Source organism: Acidimicrobiia bacterium (assembly GCA_041393965.1).
Lineage (GTDB): Bacteria > Actinomycetota > Acidimicrobiia > Spongiisociales > UBA5794 > UBA5794.
Map to the genome: position 1 here is coordinate 21127 of JAWKJB010000002.1, position 18977 is coordinate 40103.

The following is an 18977-nucleotide window of genomic DNA, read 5'->3' on the forward strand; positions in this document are numbered from 1 at the left end:
GTCGACCCTTCGAGATTCCTAAGGACCGTACTTGACATTACGCTCTCTTGATGACCTCTCTCACGACAAGACCCCCGACACTCGATCCGCACCTCGAATCGATCTTCGATGAAGTCCTTCGCCGCAATCCGGGCGAAGCAGAGTTTCACCAGGTGGTAGCTGAGGTGTTTCACGCCCTTGAGCCGGTGCTTGCGCGGCATCCAGAACTCGCCGAGCAGAAGCTGATCCAGAGGATCTGTGAACCCGAGCGTCAGATCATCTTCCGGGTTCCCTGGCAGGATGACCGGGGCAAGACACACATCAACCGGGGGTTTCGGGTCGAGTTCAGCAGTGCCCTCGGTCCGTTCAAGGGCGGGCTCCGGTTTCACCCATCGGTCTATCTCGGGACGGTGAAGTTCCTCGGTTTCGAGCAAGTGTTCAAGAACGCTCTCACGGGCCTACCTATCGGCGGGGGGAAGGGCGGCGCAGACTTCGATCCGAAGGGTCGCACGCCTGACGAGGTGATGCGGTTCTGCCAGAGCTTCATGGTGGAGCTGTACCGACACATCGGCGAGTACACGGACATTCCTGCAGGCGACATCGGGGTCGGCTTGCGCGAGATCGGTTGGCTGTTCGGCCAGTACAAGCGGATCACGAACCGTTACGAGTCGGGTGTCATCACCGGAAAGGGCATCGATTGGGGAGGCGCGCTCGTGCGCAAGGAGGCGACCGGCTACGGGACGGCGTTCTTCGTCGAAGAGATGCTGCGTGCCAAGGGGGAGTCCCTGGATGGGAAGACCTGCGTGGTCTCAGGGGCGGGCAATGTTGCGATCTACGCCATTGAGAAAGTCGAACAGCTCGGTGGGAGAGTAGTTGCCTGTTCGGACTCGACGGGGCTCGTTGTCGACCGAAAAGGCATCGATGTGCCTCTCTTGAAAGAAGTCAAGGAAGTGGAGCGGCTCCGTCTCGACGCGTATGTCGAACGCCGTGGAGGGGACGCGGTGTATTCAACAGCGGGCTCGGTGTGGTCGATACCGTGCGATGTCGCCCTGCCGTGTGCCACAGAGAACGAACTGCGCAGCGACGCCGCCAAGACGCTGATCGAAAACGGCTGCATGGCGGTCGCCGAAGGTGCCAACATGCCGACGACACCCACCGCACTCAATCTGTTCCGACAAGCCGGTGTGGCGTTCGGCCCCGGTAAGGCCGCGAATGCTGGCGGTGTCGCCACATCGGCCTTGGAGATGCAGCAAAACGCGTCGAGGGACTCGTGGACCTTCGAATACACCGAGGCACGCCTCGCAGACATCATGGTGGGGATCCACGATCTTTGCTATGAAACCGCCGATCGTTACGACGCACCTGGCGACTATGTCAGGGGCGCCAACATCGCAGGGTTCCTGCGGGTTGCGCGAGCCATGAACGCCCTCGGTGTCGTTTGAGGACCTCCGCGGTTTCACCGGCACAACTCACGAAGCCAGGGTTCCGGGTGGAGACGGTCGACGGGTCCCCGGCATCGGATCGCCGTCCGAGACCAATGCTTGACACCGTTGCGCTCGCCACCGGTGGTTCACAGGTCGCGGCCTCCTCAGGACACCGCACCTGACGATCCATCGTGTGATCAGGTCTTACGACCATCCCCGAATCGACCGTCGCCGCCACCGAACAGGGGTCGATACAGAAGCGCGGCGCCGACGGTGAAGATGACCGCCGCAACGCTGAACAGGACCGTGGCGCCGGTCGTGGCGTTCGGATCATCATTGACTTGCATGGTGATGGCCATTGCTGCCACCGAAGCGGGAACAAGGGCGAACCATCCGGTGACGGCGTAGGCGGCTGTTCGTGCCCAGCTTGCGTTTCGTCGCAGACCGATCCCTGCCACGACCGCGGCGGGCACGACGACGCCGAGATCGAGGACACCGATCAACAGGTAGGCGGTTGGGTTCTCCAGATAGTCCGCGCCGGATGGGTCGCCATCGACGAGGTCGACGATTCCGGGCAGCCACCGACCCAGCAGGATGAAAGCGGCAACGCCGAACATCACCCAGCTTCGTCGTCGATCAGCCGGTCCGGATGCTGGCACAAGCCGGTCTCGATCCACGCAGCCCCATGCACCAAACAGCAGCACGACGGCAAGGACGAACAGCGCCAAATGGAAGACGAAGTACTGCTCGTTGTTGCCGGGAAGCTCCAGGTACTCAGGTCCGACAACATACTGGGGAGCCATGTACGCCGCGAATGTTGTCGGTATGAATGCCAGGATGGGTCCGGCCATGTGGCCCCGCAATATCAAGACTCCCGCAGCAACGGCGATTGGGACCGCGCCGAAGAGGACAACGGCATCCAGCCCGATCCCTTGGTTGATCAGTGACTCCGAGTAGTGGTAGCGGATCGTCTCAAGGAAGAGTGGACCGAGCACGGAGTTGGCTGCAAGCCCGAGTGCCAACGCGAAGAGCCCGAAACCGAGCCAACGGCATCTCCTGACCATGTGTGTCGCCACCTCCCCACCGTCATGTGAATTCGTTGCCGCGCCTGTGTTGGCACCGGAGGGAACCTTACACAAGGAGGTTTCGTCGAAGCTCTGAATCAAACGGCGAACCTGTCGATGGGTTGGGAGTCGTCGGCAAGTACGACCTCAAGCGGGTGTGTGCCGCCATCGACTACGCACTCGGTGGCTGATCGTCTCGTGCCCAGAATGGGGGTTGCGCCGGCACGCGGTCTCCGAAGTGGCTTTGCGAAGAGCACCGTGTCAGGATCAGGACATGTTGACGGTGGTGACTGGTGCATCCGGATTCCTGGGAGCCGTATTGGTGCGGGAGTTGCTTGCCAAGGGGCGACAGGTTCGGGCTGTTGATCTCGAACGGGGATCCGCACTTGGGGGCTTGGATGTCGAGTGGAGGTCGGCCGATGTACTTGACCCGTCGAGTCTCGATACCGCATTCGACGGTGCCGGTGTCGTGTATCACCTCGCGGCGGTGATCTCCGTGACCGGTGACCCGACCGGTCGAGTGTGGGCCACCAATGTCGGGGGCGTCCGAAATGTTGCGCGAGCAGCATTGAAGGCGAATGTGCGCCGACTGATCCATTGCAGCTCGGTGCACGCCTTCGACCTCGAGTCGGCAGCGTCGGTGGACGAAAACAGTTCCCGTGCAACGGCGGCTCACCTCCCCGTGTACGACCGCTCGAAAGCTGCGGGCGAAGCTGAGCTTCGCAGTGTCATCGAATCGGGTCTCGACGCCGTGATCGTCAACCCCACGGGCGTTATCGGACCATACGACTTCGGACCTTCCCGGATGGGGCGAGTGTTTCTCGCGATGTTCCGTCGTCGGCTACCCGCCGTCATCGACGGTTCCTTCGACTGGGTCGATGTGCGCGACGCGGCATCGAGCATGCTTGCCGCAGAGGTGAAGGGACGCTCCGGCGAGAACTATCTCCTGCCGGGCCATCACTTGTCTCTCGCAGATCTCGCAGCGATCGCGGCCGATGTGACCGGCCACCGCCGGCGCCTAATCACGCTCCCCATGTGGTTCGCAAGGATCTGGGGACCGCTCGCCGATGTCGTGAGCAGGCGAAGCGGTGACCCCTTGTGGTACACCCGTGAGTCGATCCACGCGCTCCGGTTCAGCCCGACGGTGAACGGCGCAAAAGCCGCTGCGGAACTGGATCACGATCCGAGACCGATGCACGAGACCGTCTCGGACATGTACGAGTGGTTCAAACAGCGTGGCCTGCTTGGCGAGGAGAACGGCCACGCGTACCCAGGGTTCCCGTTCAACTAAAAGGTCAACTTCAGCCCACGGAACACCAGGGTTCATCTGTGGGCCAGAATGTACCTTTCATCTGTGGGCCAGAGTGTACCTTTTCGTGCAACGCGAACCCGGGGTACGCGTCTATCGATCGGCGTCTTCAGTCGCGGAGGCCCTTGCCCTCGAGGATCCTGTCAACGCAGCGGTCCACGCGCGTTTCGCGGGTCTTGGCTTGCTTCGCGCTCGAGATGTGCAGGTTGTATTCGCGTTGCCGGCCGGGCGTGAGCCCTTCGAACGCCGCCTTGAGCGCCGGGTCGCGGTCGAGCCGGTCTTGGAGTTCGTCGACCAGGACGAGCTCGGGGGCGGGACCAACATCGAGACCGGCTTCCTCCACCTCGATCGCCTCTTCAACGAGGACTCTGACGGTGTCCTCCAACCGGTTGGTGTCATCCACCGAAGTGAACCGCATGCGTCGCGCCGCACGGGAATTCGGCCCGACCGCCTCGAGAACCCCTGCGGGATCGTCCAGCAAGGCACCCTTGAAGAACATGAGGGCGAGAAACTCGTTCATCTCCTGGAGGATGGCGATGTTCTTGCCACCATGCGTGTAGCACGGTTTGCCCCACTTGATCTCCTCGGTGAGCCCACAGCCCAGCAGGAGTGGCCGCACGGCAGCCATCTCCTCTGGCCACTTGTCCGACCTTTCGATGTAGGCATCGACTCGTGGATTCGTCAACTCGTCTGCCTTGTCTCGACAATCGCTCCGCAACGATACTGTGATCGTGTGACGCCAACCACGGGGCGGGCCGATTGCAGCAACATCACGAGAGCCACCCGGAAGAGATGAGCGTAACTATCCGGGATTCTGACCACGCCCCGCACGATCCAACAAGCGGCGACGATGGTCATCACGGCCATGACAAGCATGAGGGTCACAGTGTCGCCATGTTCCGGGATCGTTTCTGGCTCTCTCTCGCCCTCACGGTCCCGGTTGTCTTGTTCAGTGACACCGTCCAGGGCTGGTTCGGGTACACGGCACCGACATTTCCTGGCTCCGATTGGGTTTCTCCCGTTCTCGGTACGCTGATCTTCTTCTATGGGGGGATGCCCTTCCTGAAGGGCGCGGTGCGCGAGACGAGGGAGCGTCAACCGGGGATGATGCTGCTGATCGGTATGGCCATCACGGTCGCATTCGGCGCATCGGTGGCGACCACCGCAGGTTGGTTCGACCTCGAATTCTGGTGGGAGCTGGCCGCCCTGATCACGGTCATGCTGCTCGGCCATTGGATGGAGATGCGCTCCATCGGCCAGGCGCGCGGGGCACTGGCCGCCCTTGCCGAGCTACTCCCCGATGAAGCCGAACGCGTTACCGACGAGGGTGTCCAGACGGTGCACTTGTCCGACTTGGCGGTCGGCGATGTCGTACTGGTCCGGCCGGGAGGGCGTGTCCCTGCCGACGGCGTGATCACTGAGGGTTCGGCGGAGTTCGATGAGTCGATGGTGACTGGCGAGTCCAAGCCCGTGGCCAAAGAGCCTGGCGATCGGGTGGTCGCAGGGACCGTCGCGACCGACACCTCCGTGCGTATCGAGATAGAGGCAGTCGGCGACGACACCACGCTCGCTGGAATCCAGCGTCTTGTGGCGGAAGCCCAGGAGTCGCAATCGCGCGCCCAGGTCTTGGCCGATCGAGCCGCGGCGCTGTTGTTCTATGTTGCGGTGGGTGCCGCCGTTATCACCGCGACGGTGTGGGCCATCGTCGGCCAACCGGACCAGGCCGTGGTCAGGACCGTGGCCGTCCTCGTCATTGCGTGCCCGCACGCGTTGGGCCTTGCCATCCCTCTCGTCGTGTCGATCTCAACAGGTATGGCGGCACGCAACGGGATCCTTGTCACCGACCGACTGTCGCTTGAACGAATGCGCACGGTGGACTTCGTGCTGTTCGACAAGACCGGAACCCTCACGAAGGGTGAACACCGGCTCTACGGGGCGATCGCGGTGGACGGGGACACACATGGGATGCTGGCCCTTGCGGCCGCCGTCGAATCCGATTCCGAACACCCCTTGGCGCGGGCCATCGTGGGAGCAGCGGAAGAACATGGAGATATCCCCGTTGCTTCCGGCTTTCGATCGATGAGTGGCAGAGGCGTGGAGGCGTCGGTGGGGAACGACACGATCGCCGTCGGTGGCCCCACGATGATCAGCGAACGGGGTGTTCGAGTTCCCGACTCGATCAAGGACACCGTTTCGGCATGGGAGGGTCGCGGCGCCTCGATCCTCTTCGTCCTGAAAGACGACCGCATAATCGGTGCGCTCTCGGTCGAGGACGAGGTACGAGAGGAGTCGCGAGCGGCCATCGATGAACTTCATGGGCTCGGTGTGAAGGTGGCGATGATCACCGGCGACGCCATCCAGGTGGCTGAAGCCGTTGCTGCGGAACTCGACATCGACGAGGTGATGGCTGAGGTCCTGCCCGAGGACAAGCACTCGAAAGTTCGCGAGCTTCAGGATCGCGGCCATGTCGTGGCGATGGTGGGTGACGGCGTCAACGATGCCCCGGCGTTGGCTCAGGCCGATGTGGGCATCGCGATTGGAGCAGGCACCGATGTCGCGATCGAGTCCGCAGGAGTGGTCCTCGCCTCGGACGATCCGCGGGCTGTGGTCGCGGTTCGTCGGCTCTCCGATGCGGGATACACCAAGATGCTGCAGAACCTCGGTTGGGCCGCTGGCTACAACATCTTCGCGATACCGCTCGCTGCCGGGGCGTTTGCCTGGGCCGGAATCGTCCTCGGGCCAGCCGTGGCTGCCCTGCTGATGAGCGCTTCGACGGTGATCGTTGCGGTCAACGCCCAATTCCTGCGTCGTCTCGATCTGAGCGCGACGGTGTGAACTCTCGTCGACTGGCCAGTCACCCGCCGACCGACCACGAGAACCATCTCGCAGGGGTCGTGGGTCAGCTTTCGACCCATGTCCATGCCTTGTCGGCGTCGTGGAACCACTCGATCTTGTGGGCGTAGAACGGGGCAGCAATCTTCGCAAGGTACTTACCCCACGCCTGATCTCCGACAAGCGCCATCCGCTCGATCTTGTCGTGCAGGGCGCGGCCGAAGCGGAGGTCGGATCCCCACGCCTCCACGCGCTCCCACTTGAACTCGGTCATGTCAAGGAGCAGCCGGACCGCCCCATGCTCCTCGACTGCCTTTTCGACGGCGGGCGTGAGGACTTCGTAGTCAGCCTTGGTGATGTCCCCGACCATCCGGAACGCGAGGACCTCCGTGTCCGGCCTCTTGATGGCTTCGATCATGGCTCCTCCAGTCTTCAATGATCGCGTCGACGCGTCAGCGTAGACGGGCGGGACGGGATCCCAGCGACAGCGCACGGGGCCTGTGTACTGGGGGCCTGTGCACAGGCGGCGTCGCCACGGGCGGGCAGGGTTGCCGTCAGCTCCGTCACCGCATCGCCCTGCCACCGATACCCTTGCTGCGAGTCAAGAGATGGGAGAACGAGTCATGAAGATGGCAGACGAGCTTGTCGCGGCATACAACGAACAGGTCACTCTCGAACTAGCCTCGTCCGTTGCATACCTGCAGATGGCGGCCCACTTCGAAAGCAGCAACCTCGTGGGCATGGCGGGCTGGATGCGTGCCCAAGCAGCCGAGGAAGCCGCACATGCCGACCGATTCATCGCGTTCATCCTCGACCGGGGAGCCGATGTGAAGATCGGCAACATACCCGCACCGACCACAGACTTTGGTGCCCCTGAGGCCGTGTTCGAGGCATCCCTCAACCAGGAACGAGCGGTTACCAAGTCGATCCACGACCTCTTCCGGCTTGCCCGCAAGAACGACGACCTTGCTTCCGAGCCCTTTCTCTCGTCGTTCATCGACGAACAGATCGAAGAGGAATCAACCGTCGAATCCATTCTTGAGCGTGTCCGGCTCGCCGGCGGTGAGTCGAGCGCACTGTTGCTACTCGACAGCGAACTCGGAGCGCGAACAGCCCCGGCGTGATCCACCACGAGCGAACCGGGGCAGTGTAGACCCGCTCCGCGGGCGGCATCAGGGGATCGTGACCTGTACGAAGCCGCCGTGGCAGGTGGAGAGATCCGTGAGCTGACAGTTCGCGTTTCCGACCGCATCGACGGCTCGTACGCGCACCTCGTACACCCCCAACGAACTGAAGGGGCCGAACTTGTTCGTGTAGATCCCAGTTCGGTCTCGCAGCATCAGGCCCCAGAACACGAATGGGTTCTTTCCCGATCGGAAGAACACCGAGACGGTTCCGATCCCACTCGGGTCGGTCACTGAGGCCGTGAGCATCGATACATCCGGGGGGTTCCCGTTCGTGAAGATGGTGGCCGGATCGGCCTGAAACCCGGACACCTTCGGGCCGGTCGTGTCAGGAGCGACCGAGGTGGTTGGTGCTGGCGCAGTGGTTGTCGTGGTCGGCGCGGCCGATGAGGTGGTCGTGGTGGATGGCTCGGGCGCCGTGGTCGGCGTCGCGGCGCTCGATGTGGTGGCGTAGGACCCCGTGGCGTCCCCGGGGTCCACTGTCGCATCGCCGGGGGGTTCGTCGCCGGGTGGGTCGGCTTCGGGGTCGAATCCGATCGAGTCCTGTCGCTCGAACAGCACCGGGCCCCCGACGGCGGGGGAGGGCTCGCTCATCGCTTCCTGCAACGCTTCAGATGCCGCGGTCGTCGGGACTCGGACTGTGGTCCACACGAAGAGCCCGGCCGAGGTGAGAGCGGCAATGGCGAGGAAGGATGCTCCCACTCTCGCATAGGCGGTTTGGGTCCAAAAGAGCCCGACCGCCGCAAGGCCCGCGAGGGCCGTTGCGCTCAAGAAGACCCATGGAGGCAGGAGCGGCTGGCAATCGAGGCAACCCGGTGGTTCGACACCGACGGCGAATCGGACGAGCCTGAACCGCACAGAGGGCTCGCCGCCACCGGTTGGTTCACCGTCGGATGCGACGATGCTGTGGTGTGTCGCCGTGTAGGTGCCAGGCTCGAGGCAGGACGACTCCGCGACCAGCCCCGCGGTTCGCACCTCGAGCGGGATACACATCTCGCCGGGGGCCTCCACCGCGACCGCTCGTGTCGGCACGGGCAGCGTGCGGAAACCTGAGGCCTCGACGAGGGACTGACCGGCAACATCGAGGGGCCACCAACCCAGCTCCCATCCGATCGCGGCCGTCAGCCCTTCGTAGCCGATCAGATAGGCGCCCCATGACACATCGAGGGTCTCGTGGCGCTCGAGGTCGAAGGAGTACTCGATCGCCACATTCCCGTTCACCCCGGTCGATGTGATGATCTCTCCCGGCCGGGCATGGCAACGATCGGGATTGCCGAGAAACGCGACATAGTCGCCTCCGGACCGCCAGCCGACCGTGTCGAGATGCTGGTGAGGGTTGTACAACGAAAGATCCGAATCCTCTTCACCGACATAGAAGTAGCCCTGGGGAAGGCAGTCGGCCCATAGGTACTCCTCGATCGGGGCCGACGGGAGCAAGAACGCTGTCGTGGACATGGGCGGCGAGAAGGTGACGGATTCGTTGTTGCCGATGTGCCACACATCTTCCCGAGGGCAGGGAATGTCGAAGACGGGCTGGCCCCCTGGCCCGGACGCGCCAAGGTTCTGAGGAGCGACGCGGATCGGGGCATCGATCCCATCGGCTGGCCAGCAGAACACCCCAAGACCAGACGAATCGCCGAGAAGCCACGGTCGCGCCATGATGAAGATGTCGCCGGGACCGATCGCGTCACCGTCGTGGAAGACCGTGATGCGATGGACTTTGAGGGTCCACAGATTGTTCCATCCCCCGCTTTGTGATACGAGATCAGCGTCATCGAGGGCATCCCCAAGACCGGACGGTCTGAAGCCGGAACTGGGATCGATAAGGCGGTTGGACGGGTCGGCCTCGACATAGGTGATCTCAAGCGCTGCGGGAGCCCCTCCGTCCGATGCGGCGATCTCGAGCCCCGCGCCGTCGAAGTGGCCAGCCGGATCCCGGATCGTGAACGCGATGTCCAACCCGTTCTGCCAGCTGACACCACTTCGAACCGCCGTCAGGAGCTCCGTGACATCGATCGGATAGACCTGGCCTTCAACCCAATCGGCGGGCACGGCAACCGCCCAGCCAACATCGTCGCCGAGATCCGTTCCCGAACACGCTGGCGCATTGCCGGAGTTGATTTCGCCGGCTGGGGCCCTCGGCCCTGCGTACACGGTGAGCCAGCGGGTCGAACCGTAGGTAGTGACGGGCGCCGCTGCGGTGGCGTTCAGCGTGGCGTGACTGATCGCCAGCTCTTCGGGGAACGCAACATTGCGAAACAGGAGGGAGGCCATCGCCTCGTCACCGCCGTTGGCCCCGATCGCAAGGTCGCTGGCTGTGGTGTTGAAAGCGGTGTTGCACGGGTAAGCCTCCCCAGACGCGGGACGGGTGACGGTGATGTCGTCGGCCGGGTGCGACACGTGATGTGTCGTTGTGAACCCGTCGCTCGTTGCACCCGCGGATGCCGACACGATCACCATCAAGACGACGAAGATCGTCCCGATGATGGCGGCCGTGACGAGTTGTCGGCCAGGGATGCAGATTGTGCGGTCCTGCAAGAACATGGCAACATCCTGCCGGACGGGGGTTGCGAAAAGGTTACCGATCGTCCTCGGCCGGTGCGGTGCCAACGACGACGACGGCGGGATGCTCGCTGCTCCAGCTGGGTAGATTGAGCCGGGAGACGGAAAGGACCGCATGCGCCCACAAACAGTGGACGAGAACCTGTTCGATGGACTTGCCGCCCGCCGAGGGACTTCTTTGGTTTCTATCGTTATCCCAACCCACGAGCGGGGTCGCGAGGTCACCCAGGACCCGATCAGGTTCAAGAACCAGGTGTCGCGTATCGACGAAGAACTGGAATCCCTTGGATGGAGACGGCGCAAACGAGCCGCGCATCTCCAAGGCGCCAAGGACCTCGTCGACGACCGTGAGTTCTGGGAACACCAAGGGCCGGGTCTCGCGTTCTACCTTGCCGACGACGGTGCTTCGTGGGCGATCGCGCTGGGCCATCGGCCCGAGCCTGCATTCTGGATCATGCCGACATTCGCCGTTCGGCCGCTGCTGATGGAGCTCACCGCTGTCGAGTTGGATGCTCTCGCCTTGAGCCGCGGCTTGGTCGGCCTCTACACGGTTTCGGCCCGGTCGGTGCGCCGTGTCGATGCCGACCTACCGGCCTCGTTCGATGATGTGAACTGGTTCGTGGATCGCGAGACCCAGCGGCAACAGCACCCCGACCGTGTCGGATCCGATCGGAATCGCCACGGTCACGATCCCAGATCCCAGGAGCACGAGGATCTCGCCCGATTCCTCCGCGAGGTGGACCGCGCCTTGCCTCCCGGCCCGCGAGAGCTGCCCCTCGTCGTCCTCGGTGACGACGACCTCGTCGCTCGATTCGCGAACATCACGGATCGTGATACGACAAGTCCGAACCGCAGCGGGTTTCCGACCTCGGTGTCTGATGAGCAGATTCGCGACATGGCGAAACCGATCGTCGAGGACGCCGAACAGGAACGCACGAACCGGTTCATCACCAAGGCAGTGGATCGAGCGGGCAGCGGGCAGGGAACCAGCCAGATCACCGAAGCCATCCGGGCCGCCCTGTCAGGTCGGGTCGAGCTGCTGATCACCGACATCGGCGCCGACCCGATCTGGGGGCGCATCGATGAGGCAACGCACCGTGTCACCGTGACCGAGGACCGGGGCGCCGACGATGTGGATCTCCTCGATCGACTGGTTGTGCTCACCACAAGCAACGGAGGCGATGTGTACGGTGTCATGGATGCCGTCGACGGACACCCGTTCATCGCGACCTACCGCTACTGAACACCATTGAGAACAGGACGCGCAGCACCGTTTGGCACTGGACCCGATGTTGTCGCCTGAAGTGCTCCCCGGGGCCTCGCTCGTGTTGGCGGTTGTGCTTGCCGTCTTCCTTGCGGCCGCAGAGGCGTCCCTGCTGCGAATCACGCCCGTGCGGGCTCGAACCATCGCCGAAACGGGGGACAAGAGGGCTGTCCGTCTCGTCGATCTCGTCGAGCGACTCCCGGAAGTACTCAACCTGATCCTGCTCCTCGCACTCTTGTCCCAAATCGGGGCTGCCACCATTGCCGGGGTGCTCGGCCAGAGGATGTTCGGCAGTGTGGGGGTCACGGTTGCGTCGGTTGTCCTCACCGTCTTCCTCTTCATCTACGGGGAGGCGATCCCGAAGACCTACGCCATTCGCCATGTGGAGCGGACCGCATTGTTTGTAGCCCGACCCGTTGCCATCGCCGAGCGTCTTTTCCGCCCATTGGTGCGGCTGCTGGTTTGGATCGCCGACATCCAGCTCCCCGGCAAAGGGATCACCACAACGGCAACCGTGACCGAGGACGAACTGAGGCTTCTGGCCATCGAAGCCGCAGAAGAGGGAGAGATCACATCGACCGACAGGGACTTGATCGATCGGGTGTTCCGTTTCGGCGACCGCCGCGTCGACGACATCATGATCCCACGACCCGACATCGTGGCCGTGAGCGTGGAAGCATCCCTCGATGATGCTCTCGACATTGCCCTTCGAGCAGGACATCGTCGCCTTCCCGTCTATGAAACCGACCTCGATGAGATCACTGGCGTGGTGCGCATGCGCGATTTGGTGTCGGCGCGCGACCGCGGCGAGACGAACCTTCGGTCCGTTACGCGTCCACCCCTGATCGTTCCGGAATCCAAGCGGGTCAGCCGCCTGCTCACCGAGATGCAGGAACTCAACAACCATATGGCGATGGTCATCGACGAATACGGGGTGACCGTCGGGCTCGTCACCGTCGAAGATGCCGTCGAGAGCCTCGTCGGCAGCATCACCGACACGACCGAAGCATCCGACATCATCGAAGAGAGCCACGGCCGTTGGCATGCGTCTGGCTCCGCGCCGGTGGAGGATCTCGCCGAGGCGTTGGAGGCCGAACTCCCGGAGGGGGACTGGAACACGGTGGCTGGCCTCATGCTCGGCGTGGCAGGCAAACTCCTCGAGCCGGGTGACCATGTCGAGATCGCAGGGTTCGACTTTCGGGTGCGCTCGGTCCGGGGCCGGAGGATCACCAGCATCGACATCCGGGCGCCGTCGCTTCCGACCGAACGGTGAGATGGGCCCGGATCCCGCCCGGGCGTACACTCTCGCCATGACCTCGACCTCCACGAGCAGTGTTTGGCCGCATCTCGCGTATCGTGATGTCACAGCCGCGGTTGCGTTCCTCCACGACGCGTTCGGCTTCGTGAACACCGCGATGCACACCGCCGATGGAGACGATGCCGTGGTCAAACACGCGGAGATGCGCCTGCCCGAAGGAGGCGGCATCATGATCGCGACCGTTGGGAGGGACGACTCGGCATTTGGTCGCCGGGTTCCCGGCAACGACTCCGTCTATGTCGCATGCGACGATCCCGATGCCGTCTTCGAGCGCGCCGTGGCTGCGGGAGCGGTCGTCGTGCAAGAACCGATCGATGAGAAGCACGGTTGGCGAGGATTCACCGTTCGTGATCCTGAGGGGACCCTGTGGAGTTTCGGAACGCACCAGGGAGCGCGGGATGACGATTTCGGTGTCGAGCACCCAGCCTGACCATTCGAACGGTGGACCGCCGCTCGTGTTCGTTCACGGTGCATGGCACGCGGGCTGGTGCTGGGATCCCTTCGTCGGGTTCTTCACCGAGCTCGGCTACCACACGCACGCGCTGGATCTTCAGGGCCATGGGGATTCGCCTGGCAACCTTCGTTGGTCACGCATTTCGGACTATGTCGGCAATGTGGCGGAGGTGGTCGCGTCGCTCGACACCGCACCGGTTCTCGTCGGGCACTCGATGGGCGGGCTCATCGTCCAGCACTACCTCGCTGCCAACGGTGTGAGAGCCGGAGTGCTCGTCGCCCCGGTCCCCACGAGGGGAGCGATCGGTGCGACTTGGCGGGCCGCTCGCCGACATCCGCTGGCGTTCCTGCGCTCGAACCTGACCTTCTCACTCGGCCCTATGGTCGACGATCCCGACCGTGCCGCCGGTCTCCTGTTCGGCCCCAACGCCGATCCGGGGGTCGTCGCGGCGACCGTTGAGCGTCTCGGTTCCGAGTCGTACCCGGCGTATCTCGACATGATCTTCCGCCGCCCGAAACCCCAACTGGTCACCGATCCCGTCCTCGTGCTCGGCGCCACCGAGGATGCTCTGTTTTCGGTAGCGGAGATCCGAGCGACCGCGAAACGCTACGGGACCGAAGCGGTCTTGTTCGACGGCATGGGACACGACATGATGCTCGATGCCGGCTGGCAGGAACCGGCCCAGGTGGTTGCCGACTGGCTTGCGGGCCTTCCGGACGCGGACCCAGGACGGTGAGGCCGCCGTCCGAGCATCGAGGTCGACGCCGTATCCTCAGGCATCGGCGATCATGAGGAAGGGCCATGGGCGAGAGCGGCTCCGGTGGAGCAATCCAGGTGAGCTATATCGAGACCGACATCGACTGCCACAGCTGCTTCGACGAGGTGCGGCACGGGTTGGCCGCCATCCCCGAGGTCGAAGGCGTCGAAGCCGACATGGCAGCTGGGTGCTTCGTGGTCACGCACCGGACCGATGCCGAACACCTGCTTCCGGTCGTCACCGAACTCGGGCACCGTATCGCTGTCGGGGACAACGGTGAGCTCGTGATGAGCCGTGCCACGGCGGTGACAGCACCCGGGTGCACCCGCCACCACGCAAACCCGGACCACTGAACCCGATCCGATGCTGTCGCCGAGGCTCGCCCGCATCATTGCCCTTGCGCTGCTCGGGACCTCGTTTGCCTGCGTGTTCCTCGCTCCGCTGGCAATGCCAAGCGGCTACTCGGTGCTTGAGCACTCGATCAGCGAGTCGGCAGCACAGGGCCTCACGAATGCATGGATTGCCCGGGTCGGGTTCGTCAGCTTCGGACTCTCGGTGATCCTGCTTGCGGCCACCCAAGCAGTGCGGTGGTCGAGGTGGGGACAGGTCGCCCACGGCATTTTCGGCGTGTCGATGCTCGCGGTGGCGGTGTTCTCGCACAAGCCCTTCGCTAATGGCCCCTTCGACGCGTTTGAAGACTCGCTGCACTCGATCGGGGCGTCGGTGGTGGGTGTCGCCTTCATCGTTGGCGTCCTTCTGGTGATCGTCGCAGGTGGGCCCGTGAGCCGGTCGCGTCGCGTCTTCGACTGGTTTGCGGTAGCGGTGGCTCTCGTCGCCCCGCCTCTGATGCTCGTCGCCCCGAGCTTGGCCGGGGCGTTCCAGCGAGCCATGTTCGGTGTCGCCTACCTGTGGTACGCGGTTGAAGCGATGACGGTCACCGACCGGGGTGTCCGGGAGGCGCGTCCGGGAGACGCGGGATCACTGCGGCACTTGTGACCGCCATGATTTGGTAAGTACACTATTGAGGTCATGATGTCCGTGAAGGCGGCGCTGTTCGTTGGCGCAGCTGTCATCGTTGGTGGGGCTGCTGTGGGGGTCGCCGCCGACCAAACCGGCGCCCTCTCTCCGCTTCCCGAACCGAGTGTCTCGGCTCACCTCGACGAGGTTCCCTACCTGGAGTGCCCTGACGGGGATCGACTCGGCGAACTGCACCGGGGAGATCGGGTGTTCGCAACGGGACGAACCGACGACCTCGCGTGGTTGGAGGTCCGCGCCCCGTACGATGTGGCAACCGGCGTGTGGGTGGAGGCGGCCTGGCTGACACCCGACGCCGACCTCGACGCCCTCCCGGTGGTGTCCTGCCAAACGGATACCGCGCCTGCGCCGACCACGACGACTACGACGAGACCCCTCGCTCCTTCGACCACCCTTGCTGGGGCGACCACCTCAACCACGATCGGGCCGACCTCGACCACGAACGCTCCGACCTCGACCACGAACGCTCCGACCACCACCAGTACCACCGCCACGACGACCACGACAACCACCGTGCCCGACACCACCGGACCGACGATTTCGAACCTTGCATCCGAAGAAGCCCAGATCTGGGAGGAAGCCAATTACGGGGGATGCCCGACCCAAGTTCACACGACGATCATCAGCGCGTCGGTGAGCGACCCGTCCGGTGTCGGCACCGTGATCCTCGGATGGGAGGTTGGCTCGGCGAGTGGGAGCACACCGATGGGACATGTGGGAAGTATCTACACGGCTGAACTCGGGCCGTTCGACGACACCACCGTGAGTGCCGATGAACCGATCTACCTATCGGTGACTGCCCATGACACCGTCGGCAACCCGACCATGGTCGACTCGATCGACCTTGTCGTCTTGAGAAACTGCACGATCGCATGACGATGTCCTTGCGATCGATCGCTCTGTTCGGACTGCTCGCCATTTCAGGTTTCGCAGCGGGCCTGCTGATTTCGGACGCTCTCATGGACGATCCCGTGGTCACGCTCCCCGAACCGGCGCAGTACTACCCGATTCCTCAGATCGCCGTTGCCGCTGAGCCGGTGGCCGACGGGGATCCCGGCGGTGTGATCGGGCCGGTGGAGGTTCCCGCCCCCGCCCCGCTGTTCGAAGAATCGATCCCGGTCTACCCGACGATCTACGAAGAGGACGGAACGCCCGTTCCCGATCTCCCGCCAAGCTTGCCGGGCGGCGCCTCATCGACAAGCACCACGACAACAGAGCCTGCCACCACGACGACAACGGGGGCCGCCACCACGACGACGCTCACCCAAACGGGGCCTTCACCACCGGCGGCAGGACCCGCAGGAGCGACCGTCACCATCGCTCGGTTCACCGACCTATGCGCAAGCAGCCTGACGCCTGCCTGTCCTCCCGGCGTCGGCGCCCTCGTGCTATACGGTGCGGACGGGCCAAAGCCGCCGCCATTGGCGATCGAGATCGTTCCTGACGCCGATGCCAGCGTGCTGGTGGGGCTGCGATGCGACCCCGGGTGGCCGTCGGGCACCGAGATCCCGGTGGTGCTGTTCAGCAACCGTCCCTTCAGCCTCCTGCATGTCAGGCTCAAGGCCGCGGACGGCTCCGAACTCGACGCCGTCGTCAACACCAAGTCGGAACCCTCCGAGCACGCGGCATACGACACCCGAGTCAAGATGGGAAAGCCGCTCCACCCGACGCTTGCCGAAGGGGCACACACCTGTGTCACGCTTCGAACGGACAAGAAAGGGAAGCCTCCGGACCGGAATGGCCCGTTCGAAGTCTCCGTCCTTGGATACACGAACGACGACACCGAGTCAAAGTCGGTGCGCTTCACCGGCCACTACACGGCACAGCGGCCACCCGTGCGAATCTTCCCCCTCGACGCACACCGTGCCTATGTCGTTGTGCCTCAGCGAGCCAACGACACCGTCAATGTGTGGGCATACGATCAGCGCGAAGCCGAGTCGGTTGGCCGGTACGACGCGGGATGCAGCCTGCCGCCGGCGGACACGACCGGTGCTCTTGCACTGCGTCGCTCCCCGCTCAAGGGTCCGACACCGGTTGCGACCGGCACAGCCGGCTATCCGTGGGACCGCGACTACAACCGTCAGACGATATGGGATCTCGAACTGCGAGACGCCACCCGGTACACGCTGTGTGTCAATCACCTCCCTGACGACGAAACCGAAGAGTGGGTGATCGAGACGGCGAACGACCTCGAACTCGATGTGTACGGCGGAGCCCTCCGCCACACGAAGACTGCGGTCGCCGGCACGCTGCTCGTCCACCTCCTCGGGGTTCCTCATTGCTTTGTCGCAAGCCCCGATGTGCGCCAAGGTGATGGCCGCACCCCGTTCCCGGATGTGACGGTCTACGGCGACGGAACCTATCCGTGGGGAAGGGGTGCCGACATGTGCCACAGCGCTGGCTGGAGGATCGGGCCGACGATCGAGCTCCGGGCGTTGTTCCCCGACGGCACAAACAAGGTGTATGGCACGATCGCCGTCCCAACCGCGACGCTCAAGGCGCACTGTCTCCGGGACCTGTCACAGCAACCACCGACCGGTCAGCCATGCGAGCAGCATCTCGAGTGGCGCAACCAGAACATCCTCTGTGGGGGAGGGTTCGGCACGCCGAGCTGCAAAGGTGATCTGTTCTTCAGCCTCGAAGTCTCGATGTGGATGTCCGACGGGCGAACCAACAACCGTACCAACCCGACGGATTGGGGCATCTCATACATCGCGCACGCCGCCGACCCGCCCGACACGGTGCCGTTGCCATCGGGTTGACCGACGGGTGGTTTGGTCCCGCCGGGTTGGCTGCCCGCCGATAGGATGGGTCGCGGATGAAGCGGTGGCATGTCCCGGCGCACCATGGGAGGGCCCTGATCGTGACCGATGAGCTTGAGCGTTGGGTTGGCGCGGGTCTCCTCGACGAGGAAACCGCCGACCGGATCAGACACTATGAAGCGACGAGGCAGCAAGCCCCAGCTTCCGGTCCGTCCGACATCGGGCGAGGCGTCGAAGCCGCCGCGTACGCGGGAGCGGCGTTGGTGCTCGTTGCAGCGGTGATCTTCACCGTCGAGTTCTGGGACCGCATCAACTCGTGGGCACAGTTCGGGATGATCGCGGCTGCCGCACTCGTTCTCCTCGGAGTCGGAATCGTCTTCGGCCGCAGTGAGCTTCCGTCGCTTCAGCGGGCGCAGATGTTCGCGTGGCTGCTCACCGTGGTCGCTGTCTTCTTCGCGGCCATGGATGGCTTGCGCGACATTGCCGACATCGATGGGCAGGCAGCGTTCCTGTGGTCGTCCTTTGCCGCGTTCGGTGTCGCTGCCGCACTGTGGGGGCTGCGCCGCTCGTCGCTCCAGATGGTGGCGATGGGGGTCGCTACTGCTGTGGCAACCATGGCGGTGATTGCCCAGATTCCGGACGAGCCAGAGTGGTTCTACGGCGTTGCACTGTTCGTGCTCGGGCTGTTGTGGTTCGTGCTCGGGCTCGGGGGCCGGTTCACGCCCCGTCGGACGAGCCTCGTTCTCGGTGGCCTCGGCATGGTGCTGATCGCCTTTCCCGAAGCAGATCAGTTGCCGTGGCCGCTGCTCGGGCTCGGCGTCAGCATCGGCCTGATGGTGCTATCGGCCTTCGCCGATGAGGGGATCCTGCTCGGAGTCGGTGTGGCGGGACTGTTCGTCTATGTGCCGATCGCCGCCGTTGAGGTCTTCGGCGACGGTGTGGGTGTGCCGCTTGCGATCCTCATGACGGGCCTGGTGCTCCTCGGCACGGTCGTTGTCGTGGTGCGGAGGCAGCGGGCACAGGAGCCCTGAAC

Annotated in this window: 17 protein-coding genes; 13 read left to right on the plus strand and 4 right to left on the minus strand. The window is 64.0% G+C overall.

The genetic code is table 11. The annotated features are described in order from the left end of the window. Window positions 1-50: 50 nt before the first annotated feature. The gene (gene gdhA / locus R2823_04905; GenBank protein ID MEZ5175527.1) at window positions 51-1421 is read left to right on the plus strand and encodes an NADP-specific glutamate dehydrogenase; all 1371 of its coding nucleotides are present in this window, start codon (window positions 51-53) and stop codon (window positions 1419-1421) included. 179 nt (window positions 1422-1600) lie between these two features. Here gdhA and R2823_04910 read toward each other — a convergent pair whose 3' ends face one another. Then, entirely contained in the window at window positions 1601-2467 is an 867-nt protein-coding gene (locus tag R2823_04910) for a hypothetical protein (protein MEZ5175528.1), read from the minus strand. Between the two features lie 274 nt (window positions 2468-2741). Here R2823_04910 and R2823_04915 point away from each other — a divergent pair, with 274 nt between their 5' ends. Beyond that, window positions 2742-3758: an NAD-dependent epimerase/dehydratase family protein gene (locus R2823_04915; GenBank protein MEZ5175529.1), complete on the plus strand. Its 1017-nt coding sequence runs from the start codon at window positions 2742-2744 to the stop codon at window positions 3756-3758. Between the two features lie 127 nt (window positions 3759-3885). On the opposite strand, the gene R2823_04920 is transcribed toward R2823_04915, so the two are convergent. Further along, a complete protein-coding gene (locus R2823_04920) occupies window positions 3886-4461 on the minus strand; it encodes a YdeI/OmpD-associated family protein (GenBank protein ID MEZ5175530.1) in 576 nt (191 codons plus the stop codon). 107 nt (window positions 4462-4568) lie between these two features. Between R2823_04920 and R2823_04925 the strand changes: the two genes are divergently transcribed. Further along, window positions 4569-6611 (plus strand): copper-translocating P-type ATPase, encoded by a 2043-nt coding sequence (locus R2823_04925; protein MEZ5175531.1) that lies wholly within the window; start codon window positions 4569-4571, stop codon window positions 6609-6611. Window positions 6612-6675: 64 nt separating this feature from the next. Here R2823_04925 and R2823_04930 read toward each other — a convergent pair whose 3' ends face one another. Continuing rightward, entirely contained in the window at window positions 6676-7026 is a 351-nt protein-coding gene (locus tag R2823_04930; protein ID MEZ5175532.1) for an STAS/SEC14 domain-containing protein, read from the minus strand. A gap of 211 nt (window positions 7027-7237) precedes the next feature. Between R2823_04930 and R2823_04935 the strand changes: the two genes are divergently transcribed. Then, window positions 7238-7732: a ferritin gene (locus R2823_04935; protein MEZ5175533.1), complete on the plus strand. Its 495-nt coding sequence runs from the start codon at window positions 7238-7240 to the stop codon at window positions 7730-7732. Between the two features lie 48 nt (window positions 7733-7780). Here the strand turns inward: R2823_04935 and R2823_04940 are convergent, their stop codons facing one another. After that, entirely contained in the window at window positions 7781-10336 is a 2556-nt protein-coding gene (locus tag R2823_04940) for a hypothetical protein (GenBank protein ID MEZ5175534.1), read from the minus strand. Window positions 10337-10469: 133 nt separating this feature from the next. On the opposite strand from R2823_04940, the gene R2823_04945 reads away from it, so the two are divergent. The 9 genes from R2823_04945 to R2823_04985 all read left to right on the plus strand — a co-directional run bounded on the left by R2823_04945 (window position 10470) and on the right by R2823_04985 (window position 18975). Then, window positions 10470-11597, plus strand: coding sequence for a hypothetical protein (locus tag R2823_04945; protein ID MEZ5175535.1), 1128 nt, complete (start codon window positions 10470-10472; stop codon window positions 11595-11597). A 46-nt stretch (window positions 11598-11643) separates the two neighbouring features. Continuing rightward, a complete protein-coding gene (locus R2823_04950) occupies window positions 11644-12891 on the plus strand; it encodes a hemolysin family protein (GenBank protein MEZ5175536.1) in 1248 nt (415 codons plus the stop codon). A gap of 37 nt (window positions 12892-12928) precedes the next feature. Then, a complete protein-coding gene (locus tag R2823_04955) occupies window positions 12929-13366 on the plus strand; it encodes a VOC family protein (protein MEZ5175537.1) in 438 nt (145 codons plus the stop codon). Next, a complete protein-coding gene (locus tag R2823_04960; protein MEZ5175538.1) occupies window positions 13335-14126 on the plus strand; it encodes an alpha/beta fold hydrolase in 792 nt (263 codons plus the stop codon). The genes R2823_04955 and R2823_04960 overlap by 32 nt, the downstream gene beginning before the upstream one ends. 65 nt (window positions 14127-14191) lie before the next feature. Continuing rightward, window positions 14192-14500 carry a hypothetical protein gene (locus R2823_04965; protein ID MEZ5175539.1) on the plus strand — a complete coding sequence of 103 codons (309 nt, stop codon included), beginning with the start codon at window positions 14192-14194 and terminating at the stop codon, window positions 14498-14500. A gap of 10 nt (window positions 14501-14510) precedes the next feature. After that, window positions 14511-15143 carry a DUF998 domain-containing protein gene (locus tag R2823_04970; GenBank protein ID MEZ5175540.1) on the plus strand — a complete coding sequence of 211 codons (633 nt, stop codon included), beginning with the start codon at window positions 14511-14513 and terminating at the stop codon, window positions 15141-15143. Between the two features lie 33 nt (window positions 15144-15176). Next, window positions 15177-16058: a hypothetical protein gene (locus R2823_04975; GenBank protein ID MEZ5175541.1), complete on the plus strand. Its 882-nt coding sequence runs from the start codon at window positions 15177-15179 to the stop codon at window positions 16056-16058. 2 nt (window positions 16059-16060) lie between these two features. Next, window positions 16061-17944, plus strand: coding sequence for a hypothetical protein (locus tag R2823_04980; protein ID MEZ5175542.1), 1884 nt, complete (start codon window positions 16061-16063; stop codon window positions 17942-17944). A gap of 56 nt (window positions 17945-18000) precedes the next feature. Beyond that, window positions 18001-18975 (plus strand): DUF2157 domain-containing protein, encoded by a 975-nt coding sequence (locus R2823_04985; protein MEZ5175543.1) that lies wholly within the window; start codon window positions 18001-18003, stop codon window positions 18973-18975. Window positions 18976-18977: the final 2 nt, after the last annotated feature.